A 23,334-nucleotide genomic window follows, 5' to 3' on the forward strand; every position below is an offset into this window, starting at 1 on the left:
CGGGTGCCCCGGCCCGTCCCGCCGGTCGGTCGGTCAGTCAGTCAGTCAGTCAGTCAGTCGACCGGTCGGTCCGATGTCAGCGGTGGCGGAACTCAGGCGGTCGCTTGTCGACGAAGGCGGCCATGCCCTCCTTCTGGTCGGCGGTGGCGAACACCGCGTGGAACAGCCGCCGTTCGAAGCGCACGCCCTCGGTGAGCGTGGTCTCGAAGGCCCTGGCGACCGCTTCCTTGGCCATCATCGCGACCGGCAGCGACATGCCGGCGATCGTCTCGGCGACGGCGAGGGCCTCGGGGAGCAGTTCGTCGGCGGGGAGGACCCGGGAGACGAGGCCCGCGCGTTCGGCCTCGGCCGCGTCCATGGTGCGCCCGGTGAGGCACATCTCCATGGCCTTGGCCTTGCCGACCGCTCGGGTCAGCCGCTGGGAGCCGCCGATGCCCGGGATGACGCCCAGTTTGATCTCCGGCTGGCCGAAGACGGCGGTGTCGGCGGCGAGCAGGACGTCGCAGAGCATGGCGAGTTCGCAGCCGCCACCGAGGGCGTACCCGGAGACGGCGGCGACGGTCGGGGTGCGCAGCTGGGCGAGCCGGTCCCAGGCGGCGAACCAGTCCGCGAGGTACATGTCCAGGTAGCCCTGGGGCCGCATCTCCTTGATGTCGGCCCCGGCGGCGAAGGCCTTGGCCGAGCCGGTGAGGACGACGCAGCCGCACTCCGGGTCCCGGTCGAGGGCCTCGGTGGCGGCCACGACCTCGTTCATGACCTGGAGGTTCAGCGCGTTGAGGGCGCCGGGCCGGTTGAGGGTCACGAGGGCGGTGCGGCCCTTGCGTTCGACCAGGATGGTTTCGTACTCCTGCGCCTCGGGGGCGGTCATGCGTGTCCTCCGTCGTTCTGCCTGATGGTGCGGACGATGCCGGAGAAGTCCTCGGTGGCTCCGATGCGTTCGGCGTAGGCGGCGTACAACTCTGCTGCCCGTAGGCCGAGTTCGGCGTGGACGCCACCGGCTCGGGCGGCGTTGGCGGCCAGGCCCAGGTCCTTGGCCATCAGGGAGGCGGCGAAGCCGGGCCGGTACTCCCGGTTGGCGGGACTGGTCGGAACGGGCCCGGGGACGGGGCAGTTGACGCTGAGCGCCCAGCACTGCCCGGAGGCCGTCGAGGCCACGTCGTACAGCGCCTGGTGGGAGAGGCCGAGGCTCTCGCCGAGGACGAACGCCTCGCTGACGGCGATCATGGAGACGCCGAGGATCATGTTGTTGCAGATCTTGGCGGCCTGGCCCGCGCCCGGTCCGCCGCAGTGGACGGCCTTCTTCCCCATGGCGTCGAGGAGGGGGCGGGCCTCGGCGAACTCCTCCTCGCCCCCACCGGCCATGAAGGTCAGCGTGGCGGCCTCCGCGCCAACCACGCCACCCGAGACCGGGGCGTCCAGGGCCCGCAGACCGGCGGCCGTCGCCCGTTCGTGGGCGGTACGGGCGTCGGCCACGTCGATGGTCGAGCAGTCGACGAACAGGATGCCGGGGCGAGCGGCGGCGAGGACGCCGTCGTACAGATCGAGGACGTGGCGGCCGGCCGGCAGCATGGTGACGACGACGTCCGCGCCCGAGACCGCCTCGGCTGCGGAGGCCGCGGGCTCCACGCCCGCCCGGGCGGCGGAGGCCAGGGCGTCGGCGTCGAGGTCGTGGCCGAGGACGCGATGGCCGGCCTCGACGAGGTGGGCGGCCATGGGGCCGCCCATGTGTCCGAGTCCGATGAACGCGACGGTACGGCTCACCAGGCCACCTCCGGGGTGGATTCGGGTCCGGCGAGCCCCAGTTCGGGGAGCTCGCGGAGCGGGGCGAAGAAGCGCTGGACGTCGGCGTCGGTGACCTCGTCGAGGGTGGCCGGGCGCCAGCGCGGGTTGCGGTCCTTGTCGACGACCTGGGCGCGGATGCCCTCCACCAGGTCGGGTCCGGTCAGGGCCGCGCAGGAGATCCGGTACTCCTGGTCGAGGACCCGCTCCAGCGGGCCGAGGTGCCGGGCCCGGCGCAGGGCGGCCAGGGTGACCTTGAGCGCGGTCGGGGACTTGGCGAGCAGGGTCTCGGCGGCCTCCTTCGCCTCCGGGCTCCCGTGGCCGAGGAGCCGGTGGACGATCTCCTCGACGGTGTCGGCGGCGTAGCAGGCGTCGATCCACTCCCGGCGCCCGGCGAGCACCCCGGGCGGTGCGGGCCGCACATGGCGGGCGAGGGCGTCCCGTACGGGCAGCTCGGCCAGGTCGGCTAGGAGGGCGCCCAGCTCGGCGGACGGTACGTGGTGGTCGGCGAGGCCGCACAGCAGGGCGTCGGCGGCGCCCACCGGCGTGCCGGTCAGCGCGAGGTGGGTGCCGAGTTCGCCGGGGGCGAGGGCGAGCAGATAGGTGCCGCCGACGTCCGGGACGAAGCCGATGCCGGTCTCGGGCATGGCGATCCGGGAGCGTTCAGTGACGATCCGGACGCTGCCGTGCGCGGAGATCCCGACACCGCCGCCCATGACGATGCCGTCCATGAGGGCGACGTACGGCTTGGGGTAGCGGGCGATCCTGGCGTTGAGCCGGTACTCGTCGCGCCAGAAGGCGGCGGAGGCCCGGCCGCCCGCGCGGGCGTCCTCGTGGATGGCGCGGATGTCGCCGCCCGCGCAGAGCCCGCGCTCCCCGGCGCCGCTGATGACGACGGTCTCGACGGCCGGGTCGTGCTCCCAGGCGGTGAGGGCCGCGTCGATCCGCCGCACCATGGGGTGGGTGAGGGCGTTGAGGGCCTGGGGGCGGTTGAGGGTGATGTGGCCGATGCGGCCAGTGGTGTGGAGCAGGACGTGTGCGTGTGCGGCGTCAGGGGAGGTCGTCGAGGTCATTCGAAGGCCTCCGTCAGTCCGCGGGCCACGATGACGCGCATGATCTCGTTGGTTCCTTCCAGGATCTGGTGGACCCGCAGGTCGCGGACGATCTTCTCGATGCCGTACTCGCTGAGGTAGCCGTAGCCGCCGTGCAGTTGGAGCGCCCGGTCGGCCACGGAGTAGCCGGTGTCGGTGGCGAACCGCTTGGCCATCGCGCACAGCTCCGGCGCCCGGGGGTCGCCGCGGTCGAGGGCGTGGGCGGCCTGCTGGACCAGGGCGCGGGCGGCGGTGAGTTCGGTCGCCATGTCGGCGAGGCGGAAGCGGAGGGCCTGGGCGTCGAGGAGCCGCCGCCCGAACGCCTGCCGGTCGGCGAGGTGCGTGAGGCTGCGGTCGAGGGCGCTGCGGGCCCCGCCGAGGGAGCAGGCCGCGATGCCGAGCCGACCGCCGTTCAGGCCGTTCATGGCGATGCGGAAGCCCTGGCCCTCGACCCCGAGGAGCCGGTCGGCGGGGACCCGGACAGCGTCCAGGACGACCTGGCGGGTGGGCTGGGCGTTCCAGCCCATCTTCCGCTCGTCGGGCCCGAAGGAGAGCCCGGGGTCGTCCTTGTCGACGAGGAACGCGGAGACGCCGTCGGCGCCGTCGCCCCCGGTGCGGGCCATCACCAGGTACAGCTGGGAGGCGCCCGCCCCGGAGATGAACTGCTTGACGCCGGTGAGCACCCAGTGGTCGCCGTCGCGCACGGCCCGGGTGGTGAGCGCGGCGGCGTCCGATCCGGCGCCGGGCTCGGTCAGGCAGTAGCTGGCCAGGTCGTCCATGGCGCACAGGCGCGGAAGCCACCGGCGGCGCTGGGCGTCGTCGCCGTAGTGGTCGACCATCCAGGCGACCATGTTGTGGATGGAGAGGTAGCCCGCGATGGACGGGCAGCCGGAGGCGAGGGTCTCGAAGACGAGGACGCCGTCGGAGCGGGTGAGGCCGGAGCCGCCGGACTCCTCGCGGACGTAGACGCCGCCGAGTCCGAGTCCGGCGGCCTTGCGCAGGACGTCGACGGGGAAGTGCTTGTCGCGGTCCCAGTCCAGGGCGTGCGGGGCGAGGTGGTCCTGGGCGAAGTCGAGGGTGGTCTCGACCAGGGCCCGCTGGTCCTCGGTGAGCAGGGTCGTGGTCATGGGCGCTCAGCCCATCGTGGGGATCGTGAAGCTCGCGCCCTCGCGGAGCCCGGCGGGCCAGCGCGAGGTCACGGTCTTGGTGCGGGTGTAGAAGCGGATGGCGTCCGGTCCGTGCTGGTTCAGGTCGCCGAAGCCGGACCGCTTCCAGCCGCCGAAGGTGTGGTACGCCACCGGCACCGGGATGGGTACGTTGACGCCGACCATGCCGGTGTCGACGCGCCGGGTGAAGTCGCGGGCGGTGTCGCCGTCGCGTGTGAAGATCGCCACGCCGTTGCCGTAGAGGTGCTCGCTGGGCAGCCGCAGGGCCTCCTCGTAATCGGCGGCGCGGACCACGCAGAGCACGGGGCCGAAGATCTCCTCCTGGTACACGCGCATGTCCGGGGTGACCCGGTCGAAGAGGGAGGCCCCGGCGAAGAAGCCGCCCTCGTGCCCGGGAAGGACGAAGTCGCGTCCGTCGACGACGAGTTCGGCTCCCTCCTCGACCCCGATGCCGATGTACTTCCGGACCCGGTCGACGGCGTCCGGGCCGACCAGCGGCCCGAAATCGGCGTCCGGGTCGTCGCTCCGGCCGATCTTCAGCGTGCCGATGCGCTCCTTCAGCCGGGCGACGAGGGCGTCGGCGGTGTCCTCGCCGACGGGGACGGCGACCGAGACGGCCATGCACCGCTCGCCGGCCGAGCCGTACCCGGCGCCGATGAGGGCGTCCACCGCCTGGTCGAGGTCGGCGTCCGGCATCACGATCATGTGGTTCTTGGCGCCGCCGAAGCACTGGGCGCGCTTGCCGTGGGCGGCGGCGGTGGCGTAGACGTGCGCGGCGACGGGGGTGGAGCCGACGAAGCCGAGGGCGGCGACGCGGGGATCGTCGAGGAGGGTGTCGACGGCTACCCTGCCGCCGTTGACGACGTTGAGGACGCCCGCCGGAAGACCCGCCTCCAGGAAGAGCTCGGCGAGCCGCAGCGGTACGGAGGGGTCGCGCTCCGAGGGCTTGAGGATGAAGGCGTTTCCGCAGGCCAGGGCGGGGGCGGCCTTCCAGAGCGGGATCATCGCGGGGAAGTTGAACGGCGTGATGCCGGCGACGACGCCGAGCGGGGAGCGCAGCGAGTGGACGTCGATGCCGGTGCCGGCATTGTCGGTGAACTCGCCCTTGAGGAGGTGCGGGATGCCGGCGGCGAACTCCACGACCTCCAGGCCGCGTTGGAGGTCTCCGTGGGCGTCGGCGACGGTCTTGCCGTGCTCGGAGGAGAGCAGCCGGGCGAGCTCGTCCTTCTCCTGCTCGACGAGCTGGAGGAAGCGCAGGAGGACCCGGGCGCGGCGCTGCGGGTTCCAGGCGGCCCAGTCGCGCTGCGCCCGGGCGGCGTCGGCAACGGCGGCCTCGGTCTCGGCCCGGTTCGCGAGGGGCACGCGGGCCTGGACCTGGCCGGTGTTGGGGTCGTACACGTCGCCGTAGGCGCCCGAGGTTCCCGGGGTGTGCCTGCCGCCGATGAAGTGGGTCAACTCGCGGACGGGGGTGGTGTCTTGTGCGCGGACCATGAGTGCCTGCTCTCGTCAGGTGATCCGGATGGCGCGCCGGAGGCCGCCACGACCCGCGCACGCCGGTGGGGCGTGATGGTGCGGCGGGGTGGTGGCGGTGTACGGCGCGAGAGCGCGAATGGCGAGGCGCCGTCAGGTCCTGACGGTCGTGGGGTGGTGGAGTCCTGCTCGACGGGGTCCTCGACGGGCGGGTGCCCGTCGGCCGGATCCGCGGGGAGTGTGCGGGCGCACCGGTGCCATGCGTGTCAGCTCCATCCTCGTGGACAACACGGAACATCCCGCGGCCGGTATCCTGACTCCCGGATCAGCGCGCGCCGTCCGCCTTCCCGACATCACTCGTCAGTGGCGTGCTGCTCGACGGCGTACTCCCCGGTCACAGTGGCGGGACCGCGCCGGAATCACACCGGCTTCCCTGCACCGCGGGCCTTCGCCGCGACTATATAGTTGGACGTCCTAGTAAATCCACCCCCGGCCGGGTGAACCTGCGACACCCCTTAGTAGAGCGGAGTCGCCCGCGGCTTCAAGACCTGCTTGGAGAGGGCAAGGTCACAGCGGTGTGCACTGCTGTCATCTGAGCGAGCTGTCCTACCATCCGAGCATGACAGTCCTTCCCGACGACGGGCTCGCCCTCGCCGCCGAATTCCCCGACGCGTCCCGTGAACAGTGGCAGCACCTGGTAGCCGGGGTACTGCGCAAGTCGGGCAAGGACGTGGAGGGCCCGGCGGCCGAGGACGCCCTGTCCACCGCCCTGGAGGACGCGCTCCGCGTCCGTCCCCTCTATGCCGCCGAGGACACCGCCCCCGAGCCCGGCCTGCCCGGCTTCGCGCCCTTCGTACGGTCCGGGCGCCCCGAGGGGAACACGGTCGGCGGCTGGGACGTGCGCCAGCGGCACACCACCGCGGACGCCGGGACGGTCCTCGCCGACCTGGAGAACGGCGTCACCTCGCTCTGGCTGGTCGTCGGCGAGGGCGGCATCCCCCTCGGCAGCCTCGGCCGGACTCTCGACGGCGTCTACCTCGACCTCGCGCCGGTCGTCCTCGACGCCGGGCAGGACGTGGAGGCGGCCGCGCGCGAGCTGCTCGGACTGTACGAGGAGCGGGGCGTCGCCCCGGAGGCGGCGCGCGGCAACCTGGGCGCCGACCCCCTCGGCCTGGAGGCCCGCACGGGCCGGCCCCACGACCTCTCCCCCGCCGTCGGCCTCGCCGGGCGTTGCGTCGAGGAGTACCCGGGCCTGCGGGCGCTGACCGTGGACGCGCTGCCGTACCACGAGGCCGGCGGCTCGGCCGCGCAGGAGCTGGGGTGCGCCCTCGCGACCGGCGTCGCCTATCTGCGGCAGCTCACGGAGGCCGGACTCTCCGTCGAACAGGCCCTCGGCCAGCTGGAGTTCCGGTACGCGGCCACGGCGGACCAATTCCTCACCATCGCCAAGCTCCGTGCCGCGCGCAGGCTCTGGGCCCGGGTGGCCGAGGTCAGCGGGGCGAGCGGCGCGGGCGCGCAGCGGCAGCACGCGGTGACCTCCCCGGTGATGATGTCCCGGCGCGACCCGTGGGTGAACATGCTCCGCACCACCGTGGCCACGCTCGCCGCGGGCGTGGGCGGCGCCGACTCCGTCACCGTGCTTCCCTTCGACCACGCGCTCGGGCTGCCGGACGCGTTCGCGCGCCGCATCGCCCGCAACACCTCGACCATCCTCGTCGAGGAGTCGCACCTCGCCCGGGTCATCGACCCCGCGGGCGGCTCCTGGTACGTGGAGCGGCTCACGGACGAACTCGCCCACGCGGGCTGGGAGTTCTTCCAGACGATCGAGAGCGCCGGCGGCCAGGCCGCCGCGCTGCGCTCCGGGATGATCGGCGACCGGCTCGCCGAGACCTGGTCGGCCCGCAGCGCGAAGCTCGCCAAGCGCCGCGAACCCGTCACCGGCGTCAGCGAGTTCCCGAACCTCGCCGAGAACCCCGTCGTCCGCGAACCCGCGCCCGAGCCGCCGTCCGGCGGGCTCCCCCGGGTCCGCCGCGACGACGCCTTCGAGGCGCTGCGCGCCCGTTCCGACGCGCACCTCGCCGCGACCGGCGCCCGGCCGCGGATCTACCTCGCCACGCTCGGCCCCGCCGCCGCGCACACGGCACGCGCCACGTTCGCCGCCAACCTCTTCCAGGCGGGCGGTATCGAGGCCGTCACCGAGGGCACCTTCGAGGAGAGCGGGGCGAGCGAGGCGTGCCTCTGCTCCAGCGACGCGCTCTACGAGGAACAGGCGGAGGAACGCGCGCGCGAGCTGCGGGCCGCAGGCGCGGGGCATGTGTTCCTCGCGGGCCGGCCCGCGCAGTACGCGGGTGTCGACAGCTATGTCTTCGCGGGCTGCGACACGGTCGCCGTGCTCGTCGCCACCCTTGACCGGATGGGAGTGTCCTGATGTCCGTCCCCGACTTCTCCGGGATCGAGCTGGGTACCCCGGCCGCCGACGGAAGCGCCGACGAGTGGCGCACCGCCGTGAAGAAGGCCGCCGGCGGTGACGACCTGCTCTGGGAGACCCCGGAGGGCATCGCGGTCAAGCCGCTGTACACCGGCCAGGACCTGGAGGGCCTCGACTTCCTGGGGACGTACCCGGGCATGGCGCCGTACCTGCGGGGCCCGTACCCGACGATGTACGTCAACCAGCCCTGGACGATCCGGCAGTACGCCGGCTTCTCCACGGCCGAGGAGTCCAACGCCTTCTACCGGCGCAATCTGGCGGCCGGTCAGAAGGGGCTCTCGGTCGCCTTCGACCTGCCCACCCACCGGGGTTACGACAGCGACCACCCGCGCGTGACCGGTGACGTCGGCATGGCGGGCGTGGCGATCGACTCGATCTACGACATGCGCCAGCTCTTCGACGGCATCCCGCTGGACAAGATGACGGTGTCGATGACGATGAACGGCGCGGTGCTGCCCGTGCTCGCGCTGTACATCGTCGCGGCGGAGGAACAGGGCGTACCGCCCGAGAAGTTGGCCGGGACCATCCAGAACGACATCCTCAAGGAGTTCATGGTCCGCAACACCTACATCTACCCGCCGAAGCCGTCGATGCGGATCATCTCCGACATCTTCGCCTTCACCTCGCAGCGGATGCCGCGCTACAACTCGATCTCCATCTCGGGCTACCACATCCAGGAGGCGGGCGCGACGGCCGACCTGGAGCTCGCGTACACCCTCGCCGACGGCGTCGAGTACATCCGGGCGGGGCGCGAAGCGGGCCTGGACGTCGACGCGTTCGCGCCCCGGCTCTCCTTCTTCTGGGCGATCGGCATGAACTTCTTCATGGAGATCGCCAAGATGCGGGCGGCCCGCCTGCTCTGGGCCAAGCTGGTCAAGCAGTTCGAGCCGCAGAACGTCAAGTCGCTCTCCCTGCGCACCCATTCGCAGACCTCGGGCTGGTCGCTGACCGCCCAGGACGTCTTCAACAACGTGACGCGGACCTGCGTCGAGGCGATGGCGGCCACGCAGGGCCACACCCAGTCGCTGCACACGAACGCCCTCGACGAGGCGCTCGCGCTGCCCACCGACTTCTCGGCGCGGATCGCCCGCAACACCCAGCTGCTCATCCAGCAGGAGTCCGGCACGACCCGGGTCATCGACCCCTGGGGCGGCAGCGCGTACGTCGAGAAGCTGACGTACGACCTGGCCCGCCGCGCCTGGAAGCACATCCAGGAGGTCGAGCGCGCGGGCGGCATGGCGCAGGCCATCGACGCCGGCATCCCGAAGCTGCGCGTCGAGGAGGCCGCGGCCAGGACCCAGGCGCGCATCGACTCCGGGCGCCAGCCGGTGATCGGCGTGAACAAGTACCGGGTGGACTCCGACGAGCAGATCGACGTGCTCAAGGTCGACAACTCCTCCGTACGCGCCCAGCAGATCGCCAAGTTGCGGCGGCTGCGCGAGGAGCGGGACGAGACCGCGTGCCAGGACGCGCTCGACGCGCTCACCCGGGCCGCGGGCGGCGAGGGCAACCTGCTCGAGCTGGCCGTTCGGGCGGCGCGCGCCAAGGCGACCGTCGGTGAGATCTCCGACGCCCTGGAGAAGGTGTACGGACGGCACGCGAGCCAGATCCGTACGATCTCCGGTGTGTACCGCACCGAAGCCGGGCAGTCCCCGTCCGTCGAACGCACCCGCACCCTGGTCGACGCCTTCGCCGAGGCCGAGGGCCGCCGGCCGCGCATCCTGGTCGCCAAGATGGGCCAGGACGGCCACGACCGAGGCCAGAAGGTGATCGCCACCGCCTTCGCCGACCTGGGCTTCGACGTGGACGTCGGCCCGCTGTTCCAGACCCCCGGCGAGGTCGCCCGGCAGGCCGTCGAGGCGGACGTGCACATCGTCGGGGTGTCCTCGCTGGCCGCCGGCCACCTCACGCTCGTACCGGCGCTGCGGGAGGAGCTGGCGGCGGAGGGCCGCGAGGACATCATGATCGTGGTGGGCGGGGTGATCCCGCCGCAGGACGTGCCGACGCTCCTGGAGATGGGCGCGGCCGCCGTCTTCCCGCCCGGCACGGTGATCCCGGACGCGGCCCACGACCTGGTACGGCGACTGTCGGACGGCCTCGGGCACGAGCTGTGATCGACCTCGACGCGTATGTGAAGGGGGTGCTCGACGGGAAGCGTGCCGTCGTGGCACGCGCGATCACGCTCGTCGAGTCCACCCGTCCCCAACACCGGGCGCTTGCACAGCAGTTGCTCACCGAGCTGCTGCCGCACAGCGGCCGGGCGCGGCGCATCGGGATCAGCGGGGTGCCGGGCGTCGGCAAGTCGACGTTCATCGACGCCTTCGGCACGATGCTGACCGGCGCCGGTCACCGCGTCGCGGTGCTCGCCGTCGACCCGTCGTCCAGCCGGACCGGCGGCTCCATCCTCGGCGACAAGACACGGATGGAGCGCCTCGCCGTGGACCCGGCGGCCTTCGTCCGGCCCTCGCCGACGGCGGGGACGCTGGGCGGGGTCGCCAAGGCGACGCGCGAGTCGATCATCGTGATGGAGGCCGCGGGCTACGACGTGGTCCTCGTCGAGACCGTCGGTGTCGGTCAGTCCGAGACCGCCGTGGCCGAGATGGTCGACTCGTTCCTGCTGCTCACCCTGGCGCGGACGGGCGACCAGCTGCAGGGCATCAAGAAGGGTGTCCTGGAGCTGGCCGACGTCATCGCCGTCAACAAGGCGGACGGTCCGCACGAACGCGACGCCCGCGCCGCCGCCCGCGAACTGTCGGGCGCGCTGCGGCTGATGCACGGCGCGGACGCGGTGTGGACGCCGCCGGTCCTGCACTGCAGCGCCCGCGAGTCGACGGGGCTCGACACCGTCTGGGAGCGGCTCGAACAGCACCGCACCCTGCTCGACTCGACCGGCCGGCTCGCCGCCCGGCGCAGGGACCAGCAGGTCGACTGGACCTGGACGATGGTCAGGGACGAGCTGCTCAGCCGCCTGCACGCCCACCCCGCCGTACGCGCGGTGGCCCCCGACGTCGAACAGCAGCTGAGGGACGGCGTGTTGACGGCGACCACGGCCGCGGAGCGGCTGCTGCGGGCGTTCGAGGAGCCGACGGACAGAGGCTGAGTCCGGTGCCCGGGAGGAGCCTCCCGGGTACCGGATCGTTCCTCACCCGGATGCTTCATCGCGTTGCATCGAGGTCCGGAGTGCAGGAGAACGGGGTAGGGCTTGAAGGCCCCGTTCCTTGGCGACTTCGGCTGGTGGGAGATGTGACGTGCGTGTGCTGCTGACGACGTGGGGATCGCGCGGGGACGTCGAGCCGCTGGTGGGGCTCGCGGTGGCCTTGCGGGGGCTCGGCGCGGAGGCGCTGGTGTGCGCGCCTCCGGACGAGGAGTTCGCGACGCTGTTCGCGCGGGCGGGCGTGCCGCTGGTGCCGATCGGCCCGACCGTGCGCTCGGTGACCGCAGGCGCGAAGCCGCCGACGGCACAGGACGCGGTCCGGCTCGCTTCCGACCTGGTCGCCGCCGGGTTCGACACGCTCGCGACAGCGGCCCAGGGATGCGACGTGCTCCTGGCGAACGGCATGATGGCGGCCGCCGGCGCACGGGGAGCGGCCGACAAGGTCGGCATCCCCTATGTCTACGGGTGCTACCACGTGCGCGGACTGCCGCCACGGAAGATCGCCCCGGAGGCGAGCGGGCATACCGCGCAGGACGCGGCCGACAAGGCCCACTGGGAACAGGGCCAGAAGGCGATCGCGATGTTCGCCGATGCCCTCAACGGCCACCGGGCGGGTGTCGGCCTGCCGCCGGTGGACGACGTCCTCGACTACGTCTACACCGACTTCCCCTGGCTGGCGGCTGACGCGACCCTGTGCCCGGCGCCGCCGGACAGGACGGACATCGACGTCGTGCAGACCGGGGCGTGGGTCCTGCCCGACCACCGTCCGCTACCGCGAGAGCTGGAGGCCTTCCTGGACGCCGGTGAACCGCCGGTGTACGTGGGCTTCGGCAGCATGGCGACAGCCTCCCCGGAGGAGACCGCCCGCGTGGCCGTCGAGGCGAGCCGCGCGCAGGGCCGCCGGGTCGTCCTCGCCCGCGGCTGGGCCGGGCTGGCCCCGATCGACGACGCCGACGACTGCTTCGTCGTCGGCGAGGTCAATCAGCAGGCCCTGTTCCCCCGGGTCGCCGCGATCGTGCACCACGGCGGAGCGGGCACCACGACCACAGCCTCCCGTTCCGGCACGCCCCAGGTGGTGGTCCCCCAGATCGGCGACCAGCCCTCCTGGGCCGCCCGCGTGGCCGAGCTGGGCATCGGCGTCGCACACGAGGGCCCGACAGCCACCGTCGGCTCCCTGACCGCCGCGCTCACCACCGCCCTGGCCCCCGACACCCGAACCCGAGCCGCGGCCGTGGCCGCCGCGATGCGTACCGACGGCGCCACCGTCGCCGCCCGACTGCTCCTGGACGCAGCCGGCACGCACAAGCCACCCACGACCGCGTAACCCTCAACGGCCCACGAGGGTCAGTGCTCGCAGAGGGAGAACTCTCGCTCGTAGAGCTGCTCGTTGTGTTCGTCGACGAAGAACTTGCGTTCCCGCATGAGCTGTTCGCGGTGGTCCTTGGCCTGCTCCAGCGTCATGGTCGAGGTGTCGGACCACGGTTGCTGCGGTGGCACATCGGACGTCGAGACGATCCGTTCCGACGGGTCGACCAGGAAGAACGCGAGGATCTTGCGGTGTCCCGGGCGCGTGGGGTCCGTGAGGCGGAACGAGCCGACGCGGTGTTGCAGGACGTTCGGGAACGCCAGGCAGCGGCCCGCCGGCGTCGACGCCGATCCCAGCAGCTGGTTCAGCGCGTCCTCGTCCTCCAGACCGTAGACCTCGCGCAGGCCGTCGTCGTCGTTCTGCGCGTAGTGCGGGTCGTCGAGTGCGGCCCGGAAACCCAGCCGGCTCTCGGTGATGTTCTCGCTGTCCCAGTAGTAGATGCCGGTCGAGACGATCCGCTCGTTCAGCATCCCCTCGACATGCCAGGAACCCCCCGCGTACTCGGGCTTCTCCGGGGTGAGATGCACGGTGGCGAGCTTGACGATGACCTGAAGACGGCGACCGCGCAGATCGACTCGGGCGGACGCGTCGGGCGCCTCGGGCGCGGTGAAGGCCGGGGCGTCCGGGATAACCGGGCGGCGGTTTTCCCACCACTCCTCGTAGGCGTCCGTCCACGCGTCGAGGGCATCCGAGTGGGCCCCGGCATCGCTGTAGTCGGACTTCTTCGGATACACCGGCTCCGAGTCGTACCACCCGAAGGGATCGGCCTCGATCCGCAGCGGCCGCGGATGGCGGAGATCGGTGAGCACGTTCTCCAGCAGCGGACGCATGCGCGCGAACAAGTCCGGCAGGACGGAGGCCAGTTCGCGATGGGTCTCGGGGTGGACGTTGTTGACGTACGAACGGAGGGCGACTTCGCCGTCGTCGCTGACGTCGACGTCCGTGGGCAGCCACTGGAACCGCTCCGAGAACTCGTACTTCGAGTACTGGTCCGTCGGGTTCTGCCAGGCCCGCTCGGGCTCGCCGCTCACCCCGTTCACCAGGCAGAACAGTGAGGGGTGAACCAGATCCAGTACCTGCCCGTCGGATCCGGGATGCCAGTCCCGTTCCGCGTCGGGGACCTCTTCCAGGACCCGGACCGCCTCACGCAGCCGGGATCCGAGCTCGTCGTCCATCAGTGTGTCCGACTGCCACACCCCGTCGACGGCGGACACCTCGATGCCGGTCCGTTCATCCCGCAGCGCCGCGTAGTGCACGAGTTCGGCGAGCACGTAGCGGACCTGTGCTTCGGTGAGGCCCTGGTCGACCGCCTCTCGCGTCCACCTGGCGACGATGTCGGCGTCGTTCATCTTGTCGAACCACTCCGGCTTCGCCCGGATGTGCGCGCTGCACCGCATGATCTCGAGTTCCCGCAGCGTTCGGGGCTTCGCGAACGCGTGGGAACGGGCGGCGTTGAAGGGCAGCGGGAAAGCAGACAGGCCGGTCAATCTCGTGATCCCTACAGTCGGTGTCAGGTGGCGGGAACGATAGCCCAGCCCACTGACACCGCGGCCTCCGACCTGCGAGAAGCGGAGTCGGGACGACAGGATTTGAACCTGCGACCCCTTGACCCCCAGGAGTAGGGGCCATGGGGATTGTCGTGACGTAACGAACGAATTCTGGGCGCGAGTTGCGCTTGAACACCACGGCCGGCGCCGAGGGACGAGCCACACGGGCGACTTGTCGTTCTCCCCGACCGCGGCGACCACTCGGGCCGTGTCCACCACTCACCCGCCGGCCGCGGAAGAGGATGAACCTTGTGTAGTGGCTCAGACGCGTACCGTGAAAGCCAGGAGCCCTGGCCGCGGGGAGGTGCTACAACTGGGGTTGTGAGCCCGTGTCGTCTACCGTGCCCGGCGTACCGGTGCGGTCGAACCTAGGCAGAAGATTCGGAAGCGTCGCCGGACAGGTCTTCGTCCTTCAGGTGGCGATCGTGGTGCTGCTCGCCGCCGGGGCCCTCTTGGCTCTGCTGCTGCAGTCGCGGTACGACATCGACCGTGAAGCGCGCAACCGGTCGGTTTCCGTGGCTCAGACCTTTGCGAACTCCCTGGGCCTGCAGGACGCGCTGAGTTCGCCGGACCCGTCCGCGATCCTGCAGCCCCTCGCCGAGGAGACACGCAAGGACGCGGGCGTGGACTTCATCGTGGTGATGGACACGAACGGCATCCGCTACAGCCACCCCCAGCCCGACCGCATCGGCGAGCGGTTCGTCGGCACGATCGAGCCCTCACTCGCCGGCGAGGTGTACACCGAGAGTGTGGAGGGGCCGCTCGGTAAGGAGATCCAGGCGATCGTCCCGGTCACCTCGCCCGAGGGTGAGGTTGTCGCCCTGGTATCGGCAGGTCTGACGGTGGCCAGCGTGACCGGCATCGCCGACCGTCAGCTTCCGGTCATCCTCCTGGCCATCGCCATCGGTCTGGCTCTGGCCACCGTCGGCACGGCGCTGATCAGCCGAAGACTGCGCCGCCAGACCCACGGGCTCGGCACGCAGGAGATGACCCGCATGTACGAGCACCACGACGCGGTGCTCCACTCCGTCCGCGAAGGGGTGCTGATCACGGACGGCGACGGACTGCTACTCCTGGCGAACGACGAGGCCGGACGACTGCTCGGCCTGCCGGACGACGCCGAAGGACGCCCCGTCGACGAGGTCGGCATGGATCGCCGAATGGCGGAGCTGCTGCTGTCCGGCCGGGTGGCCACCGACGAGGTGCTGGAGGCCGGGGACCGGCTGCTCGTGGTCAATCAGCGGCCCACGCGCCCGCATGGCTCGGCGGTCACCATCCGCGACTCCACCGAGATGCAGCTCCTGAGCAGCCGGGCGGAGACGGCCCGCAAGCGGCTCAAGCTGCTGTACGACGCCGGGGGTGACATCGGCACCACCCTCGACGTGGTCCGCACCGCGGAGGAACTGGCCGACGTCGCCGTTCCCCAGTTCGCGGACTTCGTCACGGTCGACCTGGCCGACCCGGTACTGAAGGGCGACGAGCCCGGCCCGGGCGCCGACATGCGGCGCACGGCGGTCAGCGGCATCCGATCCGATCACCCGCTGTACCCGCTCGGCGCACTGATCGACTTCCTGCCGTCCACACCGCAGGCCCGTGGCTACGGTACGGGCACGACCGAACTCGTACCCGATCTCCATGACGCGCCGGGCTGGCACGCCCAGGACCCGCTGCGGACGTCCCGGATCGTCGACTACGGCATCCACTCGCTCATCGCGGCTCCGCTGAAAGCCAGAGGTGTCGTGCTCGGGATCGTCAACTTCTGGCGGTCGCAGAAGCCGGAACCGTTCGACGAGGACGACCTGTCCCTGGCCGAGGAGCTTGTCGGCCGCGCCGCGGTCACCATGGACAACGCCCGCCGCTACACCCGCGAACACAACCTCGCCGTGACGCTCCAGCGCAGCCTGCTGCCGCAGGATCTGCCCGAGCAGAGCGCGGTGGACGTCGCGCACTTCTACCAGCCCGCCCAGTCCGGAGTGGGCGGGGACTGGTTCGACGTGATCCCGCTGCCGGGCAGCCGCGTCGGGCTCGTCGTCGGAGACGTCGTCGGGCACGGCCTGCACGCCGCAGCCACCATGGGGCGGCTGCGCACGGCCGTGCACAACTTCTCCTCCTTGGATCTGCCGCCAGACGAACTCCTCGCCCGTCTCGACAACCTCGTCCAGCGCATGGACCAGGAAGGCGACAGCCCGTCCTCGGACGGCGGTGTCCTGGGCGCGACCTGCCTGTACGCCGTCTACGACCCGGTCTCGCAGAACTGCACCATGGCGCGGGCAGGGCACATGCCACCGCTCGTGGTCGCCCCGGACGGCACGACGACGATCTCGGAACTGCCGGCCGGTCCCCCGCTGGGGCTGGGAGGCATGCCCTTCGAGAGCATGGAACTGCACATGGCGGAAGGCAGTCAGCTTGTCCTGTATACCGACGGGCTGGTCGAGGAGCGGAGCCGGGACATTTCAGAGGGCTTGGAAAGGCTGCGCACGGCGCTGAGCCACCCCGACCGAGACCCGCAAGCCAGCCGCCGCGCCGTACTCGACGCCCTGCTCCCCCTCCGGCCGGCCGACGACATCGCGCTGCTCATCGCCCGGACACGGACTCTGGGCCCCGGCCGGGTCGCAGAGTGGGACGTACCGTTCGACCCGAGCGAGGTCGGCGCCGTGCGCGCCCTCGCGGCCGAGCAACTCGAGGAGTGGGGCCTGGAGGAACTCGCCTTCACCACAGAACTGATCCTCAGCGAGCTCATCACCAATGCCATAAGGTACGCCGCCGCGCCAGTTCGCGTTCGTCTGTTGCACGATCGCACTCTGACCTGCGAGGTGTGGGACGGCAGCAGTACCGCCCCGCATCTGCGGTACGCCGCCACCACGGACGAGGGAGGCCGCGGGCTGTTCCTGGTGGCCCAGCTCAGCGAGCACTGGGGCACCCGGTACACACCGGAAGGCAAGGTCATCTGGGCCGAACAGGTCCTGCCCGCCGCCGGCAGTGCCCTCTCCTAGACCAGTTTCGCCGTCGACGTCCCCGCCCCGGGCCACCGGCGGTCGACGGTGCGCCGGGGTGGTTTCGCCAGCTCCCGATCGCTCCAAGGGTCCGAACGCACGAAGGGCCGCCCTCTCATGGATGAGAGAACGGCCTCCGACCTGCGTTTCCGCATGGTCGGGACGACAGGATTTGAACCTGCGACCCCTTGACCCCCAGTCAAGTGCGCTACCAAGCTGCGCCACGTCCCGGTGCCCGTCTGACCTGGGGTTTCCCCCGGCCGAACGCGCATGAGAACAATACCGCACTTCCACGGGTGGTCACGAACCGCTTTACGGGTTGACCTCAAGCAAGCTTGAGGTTGCACCGTGGGTGGCATGACGAACACGGACATCGACCGGCTCCACGGGCTCATGGGCCTGATGACCGGCGACGAGAAGCACTCGCCCGCCGCCACCTCCACCCTCGACGCGCTCTGGGTGCTCTACGACCGGGTGTTGCGGGTGTCGCCCGAGACCGTGGGGCGGGAGGACCGGGACCGGTTCCTGCTGTCGAAGGGGCACGGGCCGATGGCGTACTACGCCGTCCTCGCCGCCAAGGGGTTCTTCCCCGAGGAGCTGCTCACGGGCTTCGGCTCGTACGACTCGCCCCTCGGGCACCATCCCGACCGGACCCTCGTGCCCGGTGCCGAGATCGGCAGCGGGTCGCTGGGGCACGGGCTGCCGCTGGCCGTGGGGAGCGCGCTCGGGCTGCGGGCGCGCGGGATCACCGAGGCGCGGGTGTGGGTGCTCATCGGGGACGCCGAGCTGGACGAGGGCAGCAACCACGAGGCCATCGCCTACGCCGGGCCGGCGGGTCTGGAGCCGCTGCACACCCTGGTGATCGACAACGGCTCCGCCACCCACGGCTGGCCCGGCGGGATCGCCTCGCGGTTCGAGGCCGCCGGCTGGTCCGCCGAGACCGTCGACGGGCGGGACCACGAGGCGCTGTACGCCGCCTTCACCGCGCCCCACCCGGGGCGACCGCGCGCCGTCGTCGCCCGCGTCGAGCCCAAGAACGCCTGATCGGCCCGGACCCAGAGCCGTAAGACCGAGGCCTGTATGCCGAGGCCTGTAAGCCGAGACCCGTAAGAAGGAGCTTCCCCCATGGACACGATGCGTGACCGCTTCATCGCCACCACCAGCCGGCTGCTCGACGAGGACCCGCGCCTCGCGCTCGTCCTCGCCGAGATCAGCAGGGACGGCTTCCGGGAGGCCGAGCGGCGCCATCCGGACCGGGTGATCAATGTCGGGATCCGCGAGCAGCTGCTGATCGGCGCGGGCGGCGGGCTCGCCCTTGCCGGGATGCGGCCGGTGCTGCACACCTTCGCGAGCTTCCTGGTCGAGCGGCCCTTCGAGCAGATCAAGCTGGACTTCGGCCACCAGGGCGTGGGCGGGGTGCTGGTCAGCGCGGGCGCCTCCTACGACTGGCCGGCCGGCGGCCTGACCCATATGGCACCCGGCGACGTGGCCCTGCTCGACACCCTCGACGGCTGGACGATCCACGTCCCCGGCCACCCGGACGAGGCGGAGGCCCTCGTGCGGCAGGCGGCCGCGGGCGACGGCCTCGACTACGTCCGGCTCTCCGTCCAGTCCAACGCCGTCGCCCGCCCCGTCTCCCCCGGATTCAGCACCGTCCGCGAGGGTCGAGCCGGCGTGGTCGTCGCCGTCGGGCCCCTGCTCGACAACGTCCTCGCCGCGACCGAGGGCCTCGACGTGACCGTCCTCTACGCCACGACCGTGCGCCCCTTCGACGCCGAGGGCCTGCGCCGGGCGGTCACCACGGCACGCCCGGACGTCGTCCTGGTCGAGCCGTACCTCGCCGGCACGTCGACCGCCGCCGCCAACGACGCCCTCGCCGCGCTGCCGCACCGGGTCCTCGGGCTCGGCGTCGCCCGCCGGGAGCTGCGCAGGTACGGCACGCTCGACGAGCACCTCGCGGGGCAGGGCCTCGACCCGGCCGGGCTGCGCGAGCGCGTTTCGGTCTTTTTCGACCTCTGAGGGGGCCCGAGCGGGCGCGGGGCAGGTCCGAGCGGACCCGCCCCCGTCGCCTCAGCCGCTCTCCGGGGGTACGCCGACCTCGGGATACTCCTGCAGCAGGCGGCGCGGGGCGGCCTGGCGCCAGGAATCGGCCAGGATGGCGCGGAGCTCGTCCTCGTCGTCAAGGGCGCCGATCCGGACACGTATCCAGGCGTACCCGTCGTCGTGGCCCTCCCGGATGAAGAACTTGGCGGGCTCGGCGGCGAGGAGTTCCGCGCGCTCCTCCTTGGGGCATTTCACCCCCATCGCCTGGTCGTCGTCGTCCAGCGAGGCGAAGATCCTGCCGCCCTGACCGGCGCGGAAGGTGGGCAAGCCCCAGGCGAGCTTCTCGAACGCCCCGGGCAGCGAGAGTGCGATACGGCGTACGTCGTCGGCGGTGGCCATACCTCGACCGTACGACGCCCCACTGACACTGACACCCCTTGTCCCCGGCCACCCTTCCCCAACCGGCGGCGATCGGCCGCGCACGCGCCGGAGCGCGCCCCCCTCACTCCCTGTGACGCGCCCCGGCGCCGCCGAGCACACCTGTACGCCGTCCGCCGCCCGCGGATCGAAGGATTCACACGGGCCCGGCCGCACCGTTTCGGCCCCGTCCGCATTCCGGGACCCTTCCGAGATGCCGACCCTGTGGTGAACAGGTGGCTGATGAGGCGACACCGCCCCTCTCGGGGCCATATGCCCTCGATCTGTTTGCCCATGGCATGTGGCAGAAAGATGTCCACGGGGAATGCCCTGGTGACCCGCTGGAACAGGTCAACTCCATCCGAAACACAGTCAGTTACTGGCGTCAACCACTCCGGTTTAAGACAAACTCGGTGGCGATATTGCTCCGCCCCGTAAAGATCAACACCATGAAGTGTCGGCCTGTTCGGGACGGGACCACTGCCGATGCACGACCTGCTCGAACAATCGATCGAGCAGGCGATGAGCAGGGGAGGACTCTCGCGTGGACAGCTACTTCAGTAGTCGACTTCATCACCAACTCCGAGCAACTGTAAGGGACTTCGCAGAGCGTGAAGTTCGGCCACGGATAGCCGAGATGGAAGCGTCCCGATCCGTGCACCACGAACTGTCCCGACTGATCTGCGAGCAGGGTTGGCTGGGCGCCACCATCAGCCAGGAGTACGGCGGTATGGGCGCCGGCCACCTGGCCAAGACCATCATCATCGAGGAGCTCTCCCGCGTCAGCGGCGCGATGGGCGCCATGGTGCAGGCCTCCCAGCTCGGCACCGCGAAGATCGTCCACTTCGGCAGCGACGAGCAGCGCAAGACCTGGCTTCCCGCCATCGCCGCCGGCGAGTGCCTGCCGACCATCGCGGTCACCGAGCCCGAGTCGGGCGGGCACGTCCTCGGCATGACCGCGAGCGCGGTCCGCGACGGCGACGACTACATCCTCAACGGCAGCAAGGTCTTCGTGGGCAACAGCCACGTCGGCCATCTGCACGGCGTCGTGGTCAGGACCGGTCCCGGATCGAAGGGACTGACGGCCTTCCTGGTCGAATCCGATCGCCCCGGCTTCAGGACCGGTCCCCAGCAGCCCGCGATGGGCCTGCACGGCTTCAGCTTCGGCGAACTCGTCTTCGAGAACTGCCGGGTTCCGGCCGCCAACCGGCTCGGCGACGAGGGTGACGGCCTGGCCGTCGCGTACTCTTCCAGCGTGCTGTACGGGCGGGCCAACCTCACCGCCGTCTCGCTCGGTATCCACCAGGCGATCCTGGAGGAGACGACCCGGTTCTGCGCGGAGCGGCACCGCTACGGCAAGCCGCTGCACCACCTGCCCACCGTCAAGCTGAAGCTCGGCCAGATGCAGTCGCGGCTGATGACGGCCCGGCTCGCCGCGTACCACGCCGTCCATCTGCTGGACCAAGGGCTGTCCTGCGACGCGGAGTTGATGAACGCGAAGCTGGTGAACGTGGAGTCGGCGATCGATTCCGGCCGCAACGCCATGGAGATCCACGCGGCCGCCGGGCTCTTCACGGACCGGCCGATCGAGCGCTATCTCCGCGACGCGCACCACATCTTCGCCCCGGCCGGCACCTCCGACATCCAGCTGCTCCGCCTCGCCGAGGTCGCTCTCGGTGAGGACAAGGGCAGTTGGTCGGAGCGGCTGGCGGACCTCCTCAAGCTGGAGCCCGTACACGCATGACCGATCACAGACACAGACGCGCCCCGGCACGGCTCCTATGAGAGCCGTCCCGGGGCGCCATCGTTTCGGCCCGGCACTCGTACCGGGCCCGCCGCGCGGGCTCAGATCAGGCCTTCCTCACGACGGTGGATCTGCTCCACCAGCTCCGCCGCGAGCGACTTGATCGTCTCCAGACCGGCGCGGCCCCACGGTCGTACGTCCGTGTCGACCACGCAGATCGTGCCCAGCGCTATCCCCGTACGGTCGATGAGCGGCGCGCCCATGTACGAGCGGATGCCGATCTCGTCCACGACCGGGTTCCCCGCGAACCGCGGGTAGTCGCAGACGTCCTCCAGGACCAGCGCCTTCCGGCGCACCACCACGTGCGGGCAGTAGCCGTGGTCGCGGTCCATGTACCGGCCCACGTTCCCGCCGGCCGCCGCGTTGAGGTCGCTTCCGGTGTGCGTGCCCGTCGGGGTGTGCAGCCCGGCGAAGAACTGCCGGTGCTCGTCGATGAAGTTGACCATCGAGAACGGGGCACCGGTCACCTCCGCGAGCCGGTGGGCGAACTCGTCGAACGCGGGCTCCGGACGCTCCCCGAGACCCAGCTCCCGCAGCCGCCGCACACGGGCGGGCGCCTCCTGGTCGACGGGGGTCAGCAGCAGGTGACCGGTCGGGTCGTAGGTCATGACGGTGCTCCGTAGCTCGGCACGGGGGCCGGGATGGTGGTGAGCAGATGCTGGACGAGGGTGAGGAGGGTCCGGATGCCGGCGCTGGAGATCCGCGCGTCGCAGAGCACCACGGGCACCTCGGGCTTGAGGTCGAGCGCGGACCTGACCTCGTCGGGCTCGTAGCGGTAGGCGCCGTCGAACTCGTTGACCGCGACCACGAATCCGATGCCGCGCCGCTCGAAGAAGTCGACGGCGGAGAAGCAGTCCTGGAGGCGGCGGGTGTCGGCGAGGACCACCGCGCCGAGGGCGCCCTCGGAAAGCTCGTCCCACATGAACCAGAAGCGCTCCTGGCCCGGGGTGCCGAACAGGTACAGCACGTTCCTGTCGTCGAGGGTGATGCGGCCGAAGTCCATCGCGACCGTGGTCGTGGTCTTGGACTCCACGCCTTCCAGGCTGTCGGTGCCGGCGCTGACCTGGGTCAGCAGCTCCTCGGTGCTCAGCGGTTCGATCTCGCTGACCGCGCCCACGAAGGTCGTCTTGCCCACGCCGAAGCCGCCCGCCACCAGGATCTTGAGCGCGGTGGGGAAGGGGTCGGACGCGAAGCTCTCGTGGCGCTCAGAGCCGTTGTCGTAGGCCATCGAGCACTGCCTCCAGCAAGGAACGGTCGGTTGGGTTGGCGTGGAAGCGGGGCGCGCGGGCGGTCAGCGCCCCGCAGTCCACGAGGTCGGAGAGCAGGACCTTGGTGACGACGGCCGGTAATCGCAGGTGCGCCGCGATCTCCGCCACCGAGGTGGGTCCGTCGCACAGCCCGAGGGCCAGGCTGTGTTCGGGACCCATATGTGGCTGCGGGGAGGAACCGGTCGCCATCACCATGGAGAGGAGGTCCAGGGCGGTGGTCGGCTGGGTCCGGCCACCACTGACGGTGTACGGACGGATCAGCCGGCCGGCCGCGTCGTCGAGCCAGGGCCCCTCCTGGGGGGACACCGCGCTCACTGCCCCGTGCTGCCCGCCGCGCCGGCCGCCTGTCTGGCGGGCGTGACGAGATACGGCCGCACGCTCTTGACCAGCATCGCCATCTCGTACCCGAGGACCGCGGCGTCCGCCTCCCTCCCTGCGAGGACCGCCAGACACGTGCCGGAGCCGGCGGTGGAGACGAACAGCAGCGTCGAGTCCAGCTCGACGACCACCTGCCGCACCTCTCCGCCGTCGCCGAACCGCGCGCCGGCGCTGCGGCCGAGCGAGTACAGCCCGGAGGCCAGCGCGGCCATGTGGTCGGCGGCGTCCGTGTCGAGCCCGTGGACCGACTTGACCAGGCCGTCGGAGGAGAGCAGGACCGCGTTCCGCGTGTACGGGACCCGCTGGACCAGACCGCTCAGCAGCCAGTCGAGATCCGAGGAATGGCCGTTCGGCACATTGCTCGCCATGG

At 71.2% G+C, this 23,334-nt stretch carries 19 protein-coding genes, 1 tRNA gene and 1 riboswitch; of the genes, 8 read left to right on the forward strand and 12 right to left on the reverse strand.

The window, feature by feature from the left end:
- Nucleotides 1–76 precede the first annotated feature (76 nt).
- Genes ACWCO8_RS07340 through ACWCO8_RS07360 form a run of 5 tightly spaced genes read right to left on the reverse strand, consistent with a single transcriptional unit; the run spans nucleotide 77 to nucleotide 5,527 of the window.
- Entirely contained in the window at nucleotides 77–868 is a 792-nt protein-coding gene (locus ACWCO8_RS07340) for an enoyl-CoA hydratase (RefSeq protein WP_451031373.1), read from the reverse strand.
- Nucleotides 865–1,761, reverse strand: coding sequence for a 3-hydroxyisobutyrate dehydrogenase (gene mmsB, locus ACWCO8_RS07345; RefSeq protein WP_451031374.1), 897 nt, complete (start codon nucleotides 1,759–1,761; stop codon nucleotides 865–867). The genes ACWCO8_RS07340 and mmsB overlap by 4 nt, the downstream gene beginning before the upstream one ends.
- Nucleotides 1,758–2,852: an enoyl-CoA hydratase/isomerase family protein gene (locus tag ACWCO8_RS07350; protein ID WP_451031375.1), complete on the reverse strand. Its 1,095-nt coding sequence runs from the start codon at nucleotides 2,850–2,852 to the stop codon at nucleotides 1,758–1,760. The genes mmsB and ACWCO8_RS07350 overlap by 4 nt, the downstream gene beginning before the upstream one ends.
- Entirely contained in the window at nucleotides 2,849–3,997 is a 1,149-nt protein-coding gene (locus ACWCO8_RS07355; RefSeq protein WP_451031376.1) for an acyl-CoA dehydrogenase family protein, read from the reverse strand. The genes ACWCO8_RS07350 and ACWCO8_RS07355 overlap by 4 nt, the downstream gene beginning before the upstream one ends.
- A 6-nt stretch (nucleotides 3,998–4,003) precedes the next feature.
- Nucleotides 4,004–5,527, reverse strand: coding sequence for a CoA-acylating methylmalonate-semialdehyde dehydrogenase (locus ACWCO8_RS07360; protein WP_451031377.1), 1,524 nt, complete (start codon nucleotides 5,525–5,527; stop codon nucleotides 4,004–4,006).
- 265 nt (nucleotides 5,528–5,792) lie between these two features.
- Nucleotides 5,793–5,964: riboswitch (cobalamin riboswitch) on the reverse strand.
- Between the two features lie 161 nt (nucleotides 5,965–6,125).
- On the opposite strand from ACWCO8_RS07360, the gene ACWCO8_RS07365 reads away from it, so the two are divergent.
- From ACWCO8_RS07365 to ACWCO8_RS07380, 4 genes are all read left to right on the forward strand, one after another.
- On the forward strand, nucleotides 6,126–7,934 hold the full coding sequence (locus ACWCO8_RS07365; RefSeq protein ID WP_451031378.1) for a methylmalonyl-CoA mutase family protein: 1,809 nt from the start codon (nucleotides 6,126–6,128) through the stop codon (nucleotides 7,932–7,934).
- Nucleotides 7,934–10,108 (forward strand): methylmalonyl-CoA mutase, encoded by a 2,175-nt coding sequence (gene scpA, locus ACWCO8_RS07370; RefSeq protein WP_362002762.1) that lies wholly within the window; start codon nucleotides 7,934–7,936, stop codon nucleotides 10,106–10,108. The genes ACWCO8_RS07365 and scpA overlap by 1 nt, the downstream gene beginning before the upstream one ends.
- Nucleotides 10,105–11,094 carry a methylmalonyl Co-A mutase-associated GTPase MeaB gene (gene meaB, locus ACWCO8_RS07375; RefSeq protein WP_451031379.1) on the forward strand — a complete coding sequence of 330 codons (990 nt, stop codon included), beginning with the start codon at nucleotides 10,105–10,107 and terminating at the stop codon, nucleotides 11,092–11,094. Before scpA ends, meaB begins: the two co-directional genes overlap by 4 nt.
- Nucleotides 11,095–11,242: 148 nt before the next feature.
- Nucleotides 11,243–12,472: a glycosyltransferase gene (locus tag ACWCO8_RS07380; RefSeq protein ID WP_451031380.1), complete on the forward strand. Its 1,230-nt coding sequence runs from the start codon at nucleotides 11,243–11,245 to the stop codon at nucleotides 12,470–12,472.
- 20 nt (nucleotides 12,473–12,492) lie between these two features.
- On the opposite strand, the gene ACWCO8_RS07385 is transcribed toward ACWCO8_RS07380, so the two are convergent.
- Nucleotides 12,493–14,001, reverse strand: a complete 1,509-nt coding sequence (locus tag ACWCO8_RS07385; protein ID WP_451031381.1) for a DUF4246 domain-containing protein — start codon at nucleotides 13,999–14,001, stop codon at nucleotides 12,493–12,495.
- A gap of 476 nt (nucleotides 14,002–14,477) precedes the next feature.
- On the opposite strand from ACWCO8_RS07385, the gene ACWCO8_RS07390 reads away from it, so the two are divergent.
- Nucleotides 14,478–17,054, forward strand: coding sequence for a SpoIIE family protein phosphatase (locus tag ACWCO8_RS07390; protein ID WP_451031382.1), 2,577 nt, complete (start codon nucleotides 14,478–14,480; stop codon nucleotides 17,052–17,054).
- Nucleotides 17,055–17,208: 154 nt separating this feature from the next.
- Here the strand turns inward: ACWCO8_RS07390 and ACWCO8_RS07395 are convergent.
- Nucleotides 17,209–17,285: transfer RNA gene (locus ACWCO8_RS07395), tRNA-Pro, on the reverse strand.
- Nucleotides 17,286–17,411: 126 nt separating this feature from the next.
- Here ACWCO8_RS07395 and ACWCO8_RS07400 point away from each other — a divergent pair.
- Both ACWCO8_RS07400 and ACWCO8_RS07405 read left to right on the forward strand, forming a co-directional pair.
- Nucleotides 17,412–18,098: a transketolase gene (locus ACWCO8_RS07400; protein ID WP_451031383.1), complete on the forward strand. Its 687-nt coding sequence runs from the start codon at nucleotides 17,412–17,414 to the stop codon at nucleotides 18,096–18,098.
- Nucleotides 18,099–18,179: 81 nt separating this feature from the next.
- Nucleotides 18,180–19,073 (forward strand): transketolase family protein, encoded by an 894-nt coding sequence (locus tag ACWCO8_RS07405; protein ID WP_451031384.1) that lies wholly within the window; start codon nucleotides 18,180–18,182, stop codon nucleotides 19,071–19,073.
- A 51-nt stretch (nucleotides 19,074–19,124) separates the two neighbouring features.
- Here ACWCO8_RS07405 and ACWCO8_RS07410 read toward each other — a convergent pair whose 3' ends face one another.
- Nucleotides 19,125–19,496 carry an MmcQ/YjbR family DNA-binding protein gene (locus ACWCO8_RS07410; RefSeq protein WP_451031385.1) on the reverse strand — a complete coding sequence of 124 codons (372 nt, stop codon included), beginning with the start codon at nucleotides 19,494–19,496 and terminating at the stop codon, nucleotides 19,125–19,127.
- Nucleotides 19,497–20,058: 562 nt separating this feature from the next.
- Here ACWCO8_RS07410 and ACWCO8_RS07415 point away from each other — a divergent pair.
- A complete protein-coding gene (locus tag ACWCO8_RS07415) occupies nucleotides 20,059–21,258 on the forward strand; it encodes an acyl-CoA dehydrogenase family protein (RefSeq protein ID WP_451031386.1) in 1,200 nt (399 codons plus the stop codon).
- 101 nt (nucleotides 21,259–21,359) lie between these two features.
- Here the strand turns inward: ACWCO8_RS07415 and ACWCO8_RS07420 are convergent, their stop codons facing one another.
- Genes ACWCO8_RS07420 through ACWCO8_RS07435 form a run of 4 tightly spaced genes read right to left on the reverse strand, consistent with a single transcriptional unit; the run spans nucleotide 21,360 to nucleotide 23,332 of the window.
- On the reverse strand, nucleotides 21,360–21,926 hold the full coding sequence (locus ACWCO8_RS07420; RefSeq protein WP_362002747.1) for a GAF domain-containing protein: 567 nt from the start codon (nucleotides 21,924–21,926) through the stop codon (nucleotides 21,360–21,362).
- Entirely contained in the window at nucleotides 21,923–22,546 is a 624-nt protein-coding gene (locus ACWCO8_RS07425) for a GTP-binding protein (RefSeq protein WP_362002745.1), read from the reverse strand. Before ACWCO8_RS07425 ends, ACWCO8_RS07420 begins: the two co-directional genes overlap by 4 nt.
- A complete protein-coding gene (locus ACWCO8_RS07430) occupies nucleotides 22,524–22,901 on the reverse strand; it encodes a DUF742 domain-containing protein (protein WP_362002744.1) in 378 nt (125 codons plus the stop codon). The genes ACWCO8_RS07425 and ACWCO8_RS07430 overlap by 23 nt, the downstream gene beginning before the upstream one ends.
- Nucleotides 22,898–23,332, reverse strand: a complete 435-nt coding sequence (locus tag ACWCO8_RS07435; RefSeq protein ID WP_215071982.1) for a roadblock/LC7 domain-containing protein — start codon at nucleotides 23,330–23,332, stop codon at nucleotides 22,898–22,900. The genes ACWCO8_RS07430 and ACWCO8_RS07435 overlap by 4 nt, the downstream gene beginning before the upstream one ends.
- Between the last annotated feature and the right edge of the window lie 2 nt (nucleotides 23,333–23,334).

The organism is Streptomyces sp. NPDC001927 (genome assembly GCF_053594455.1).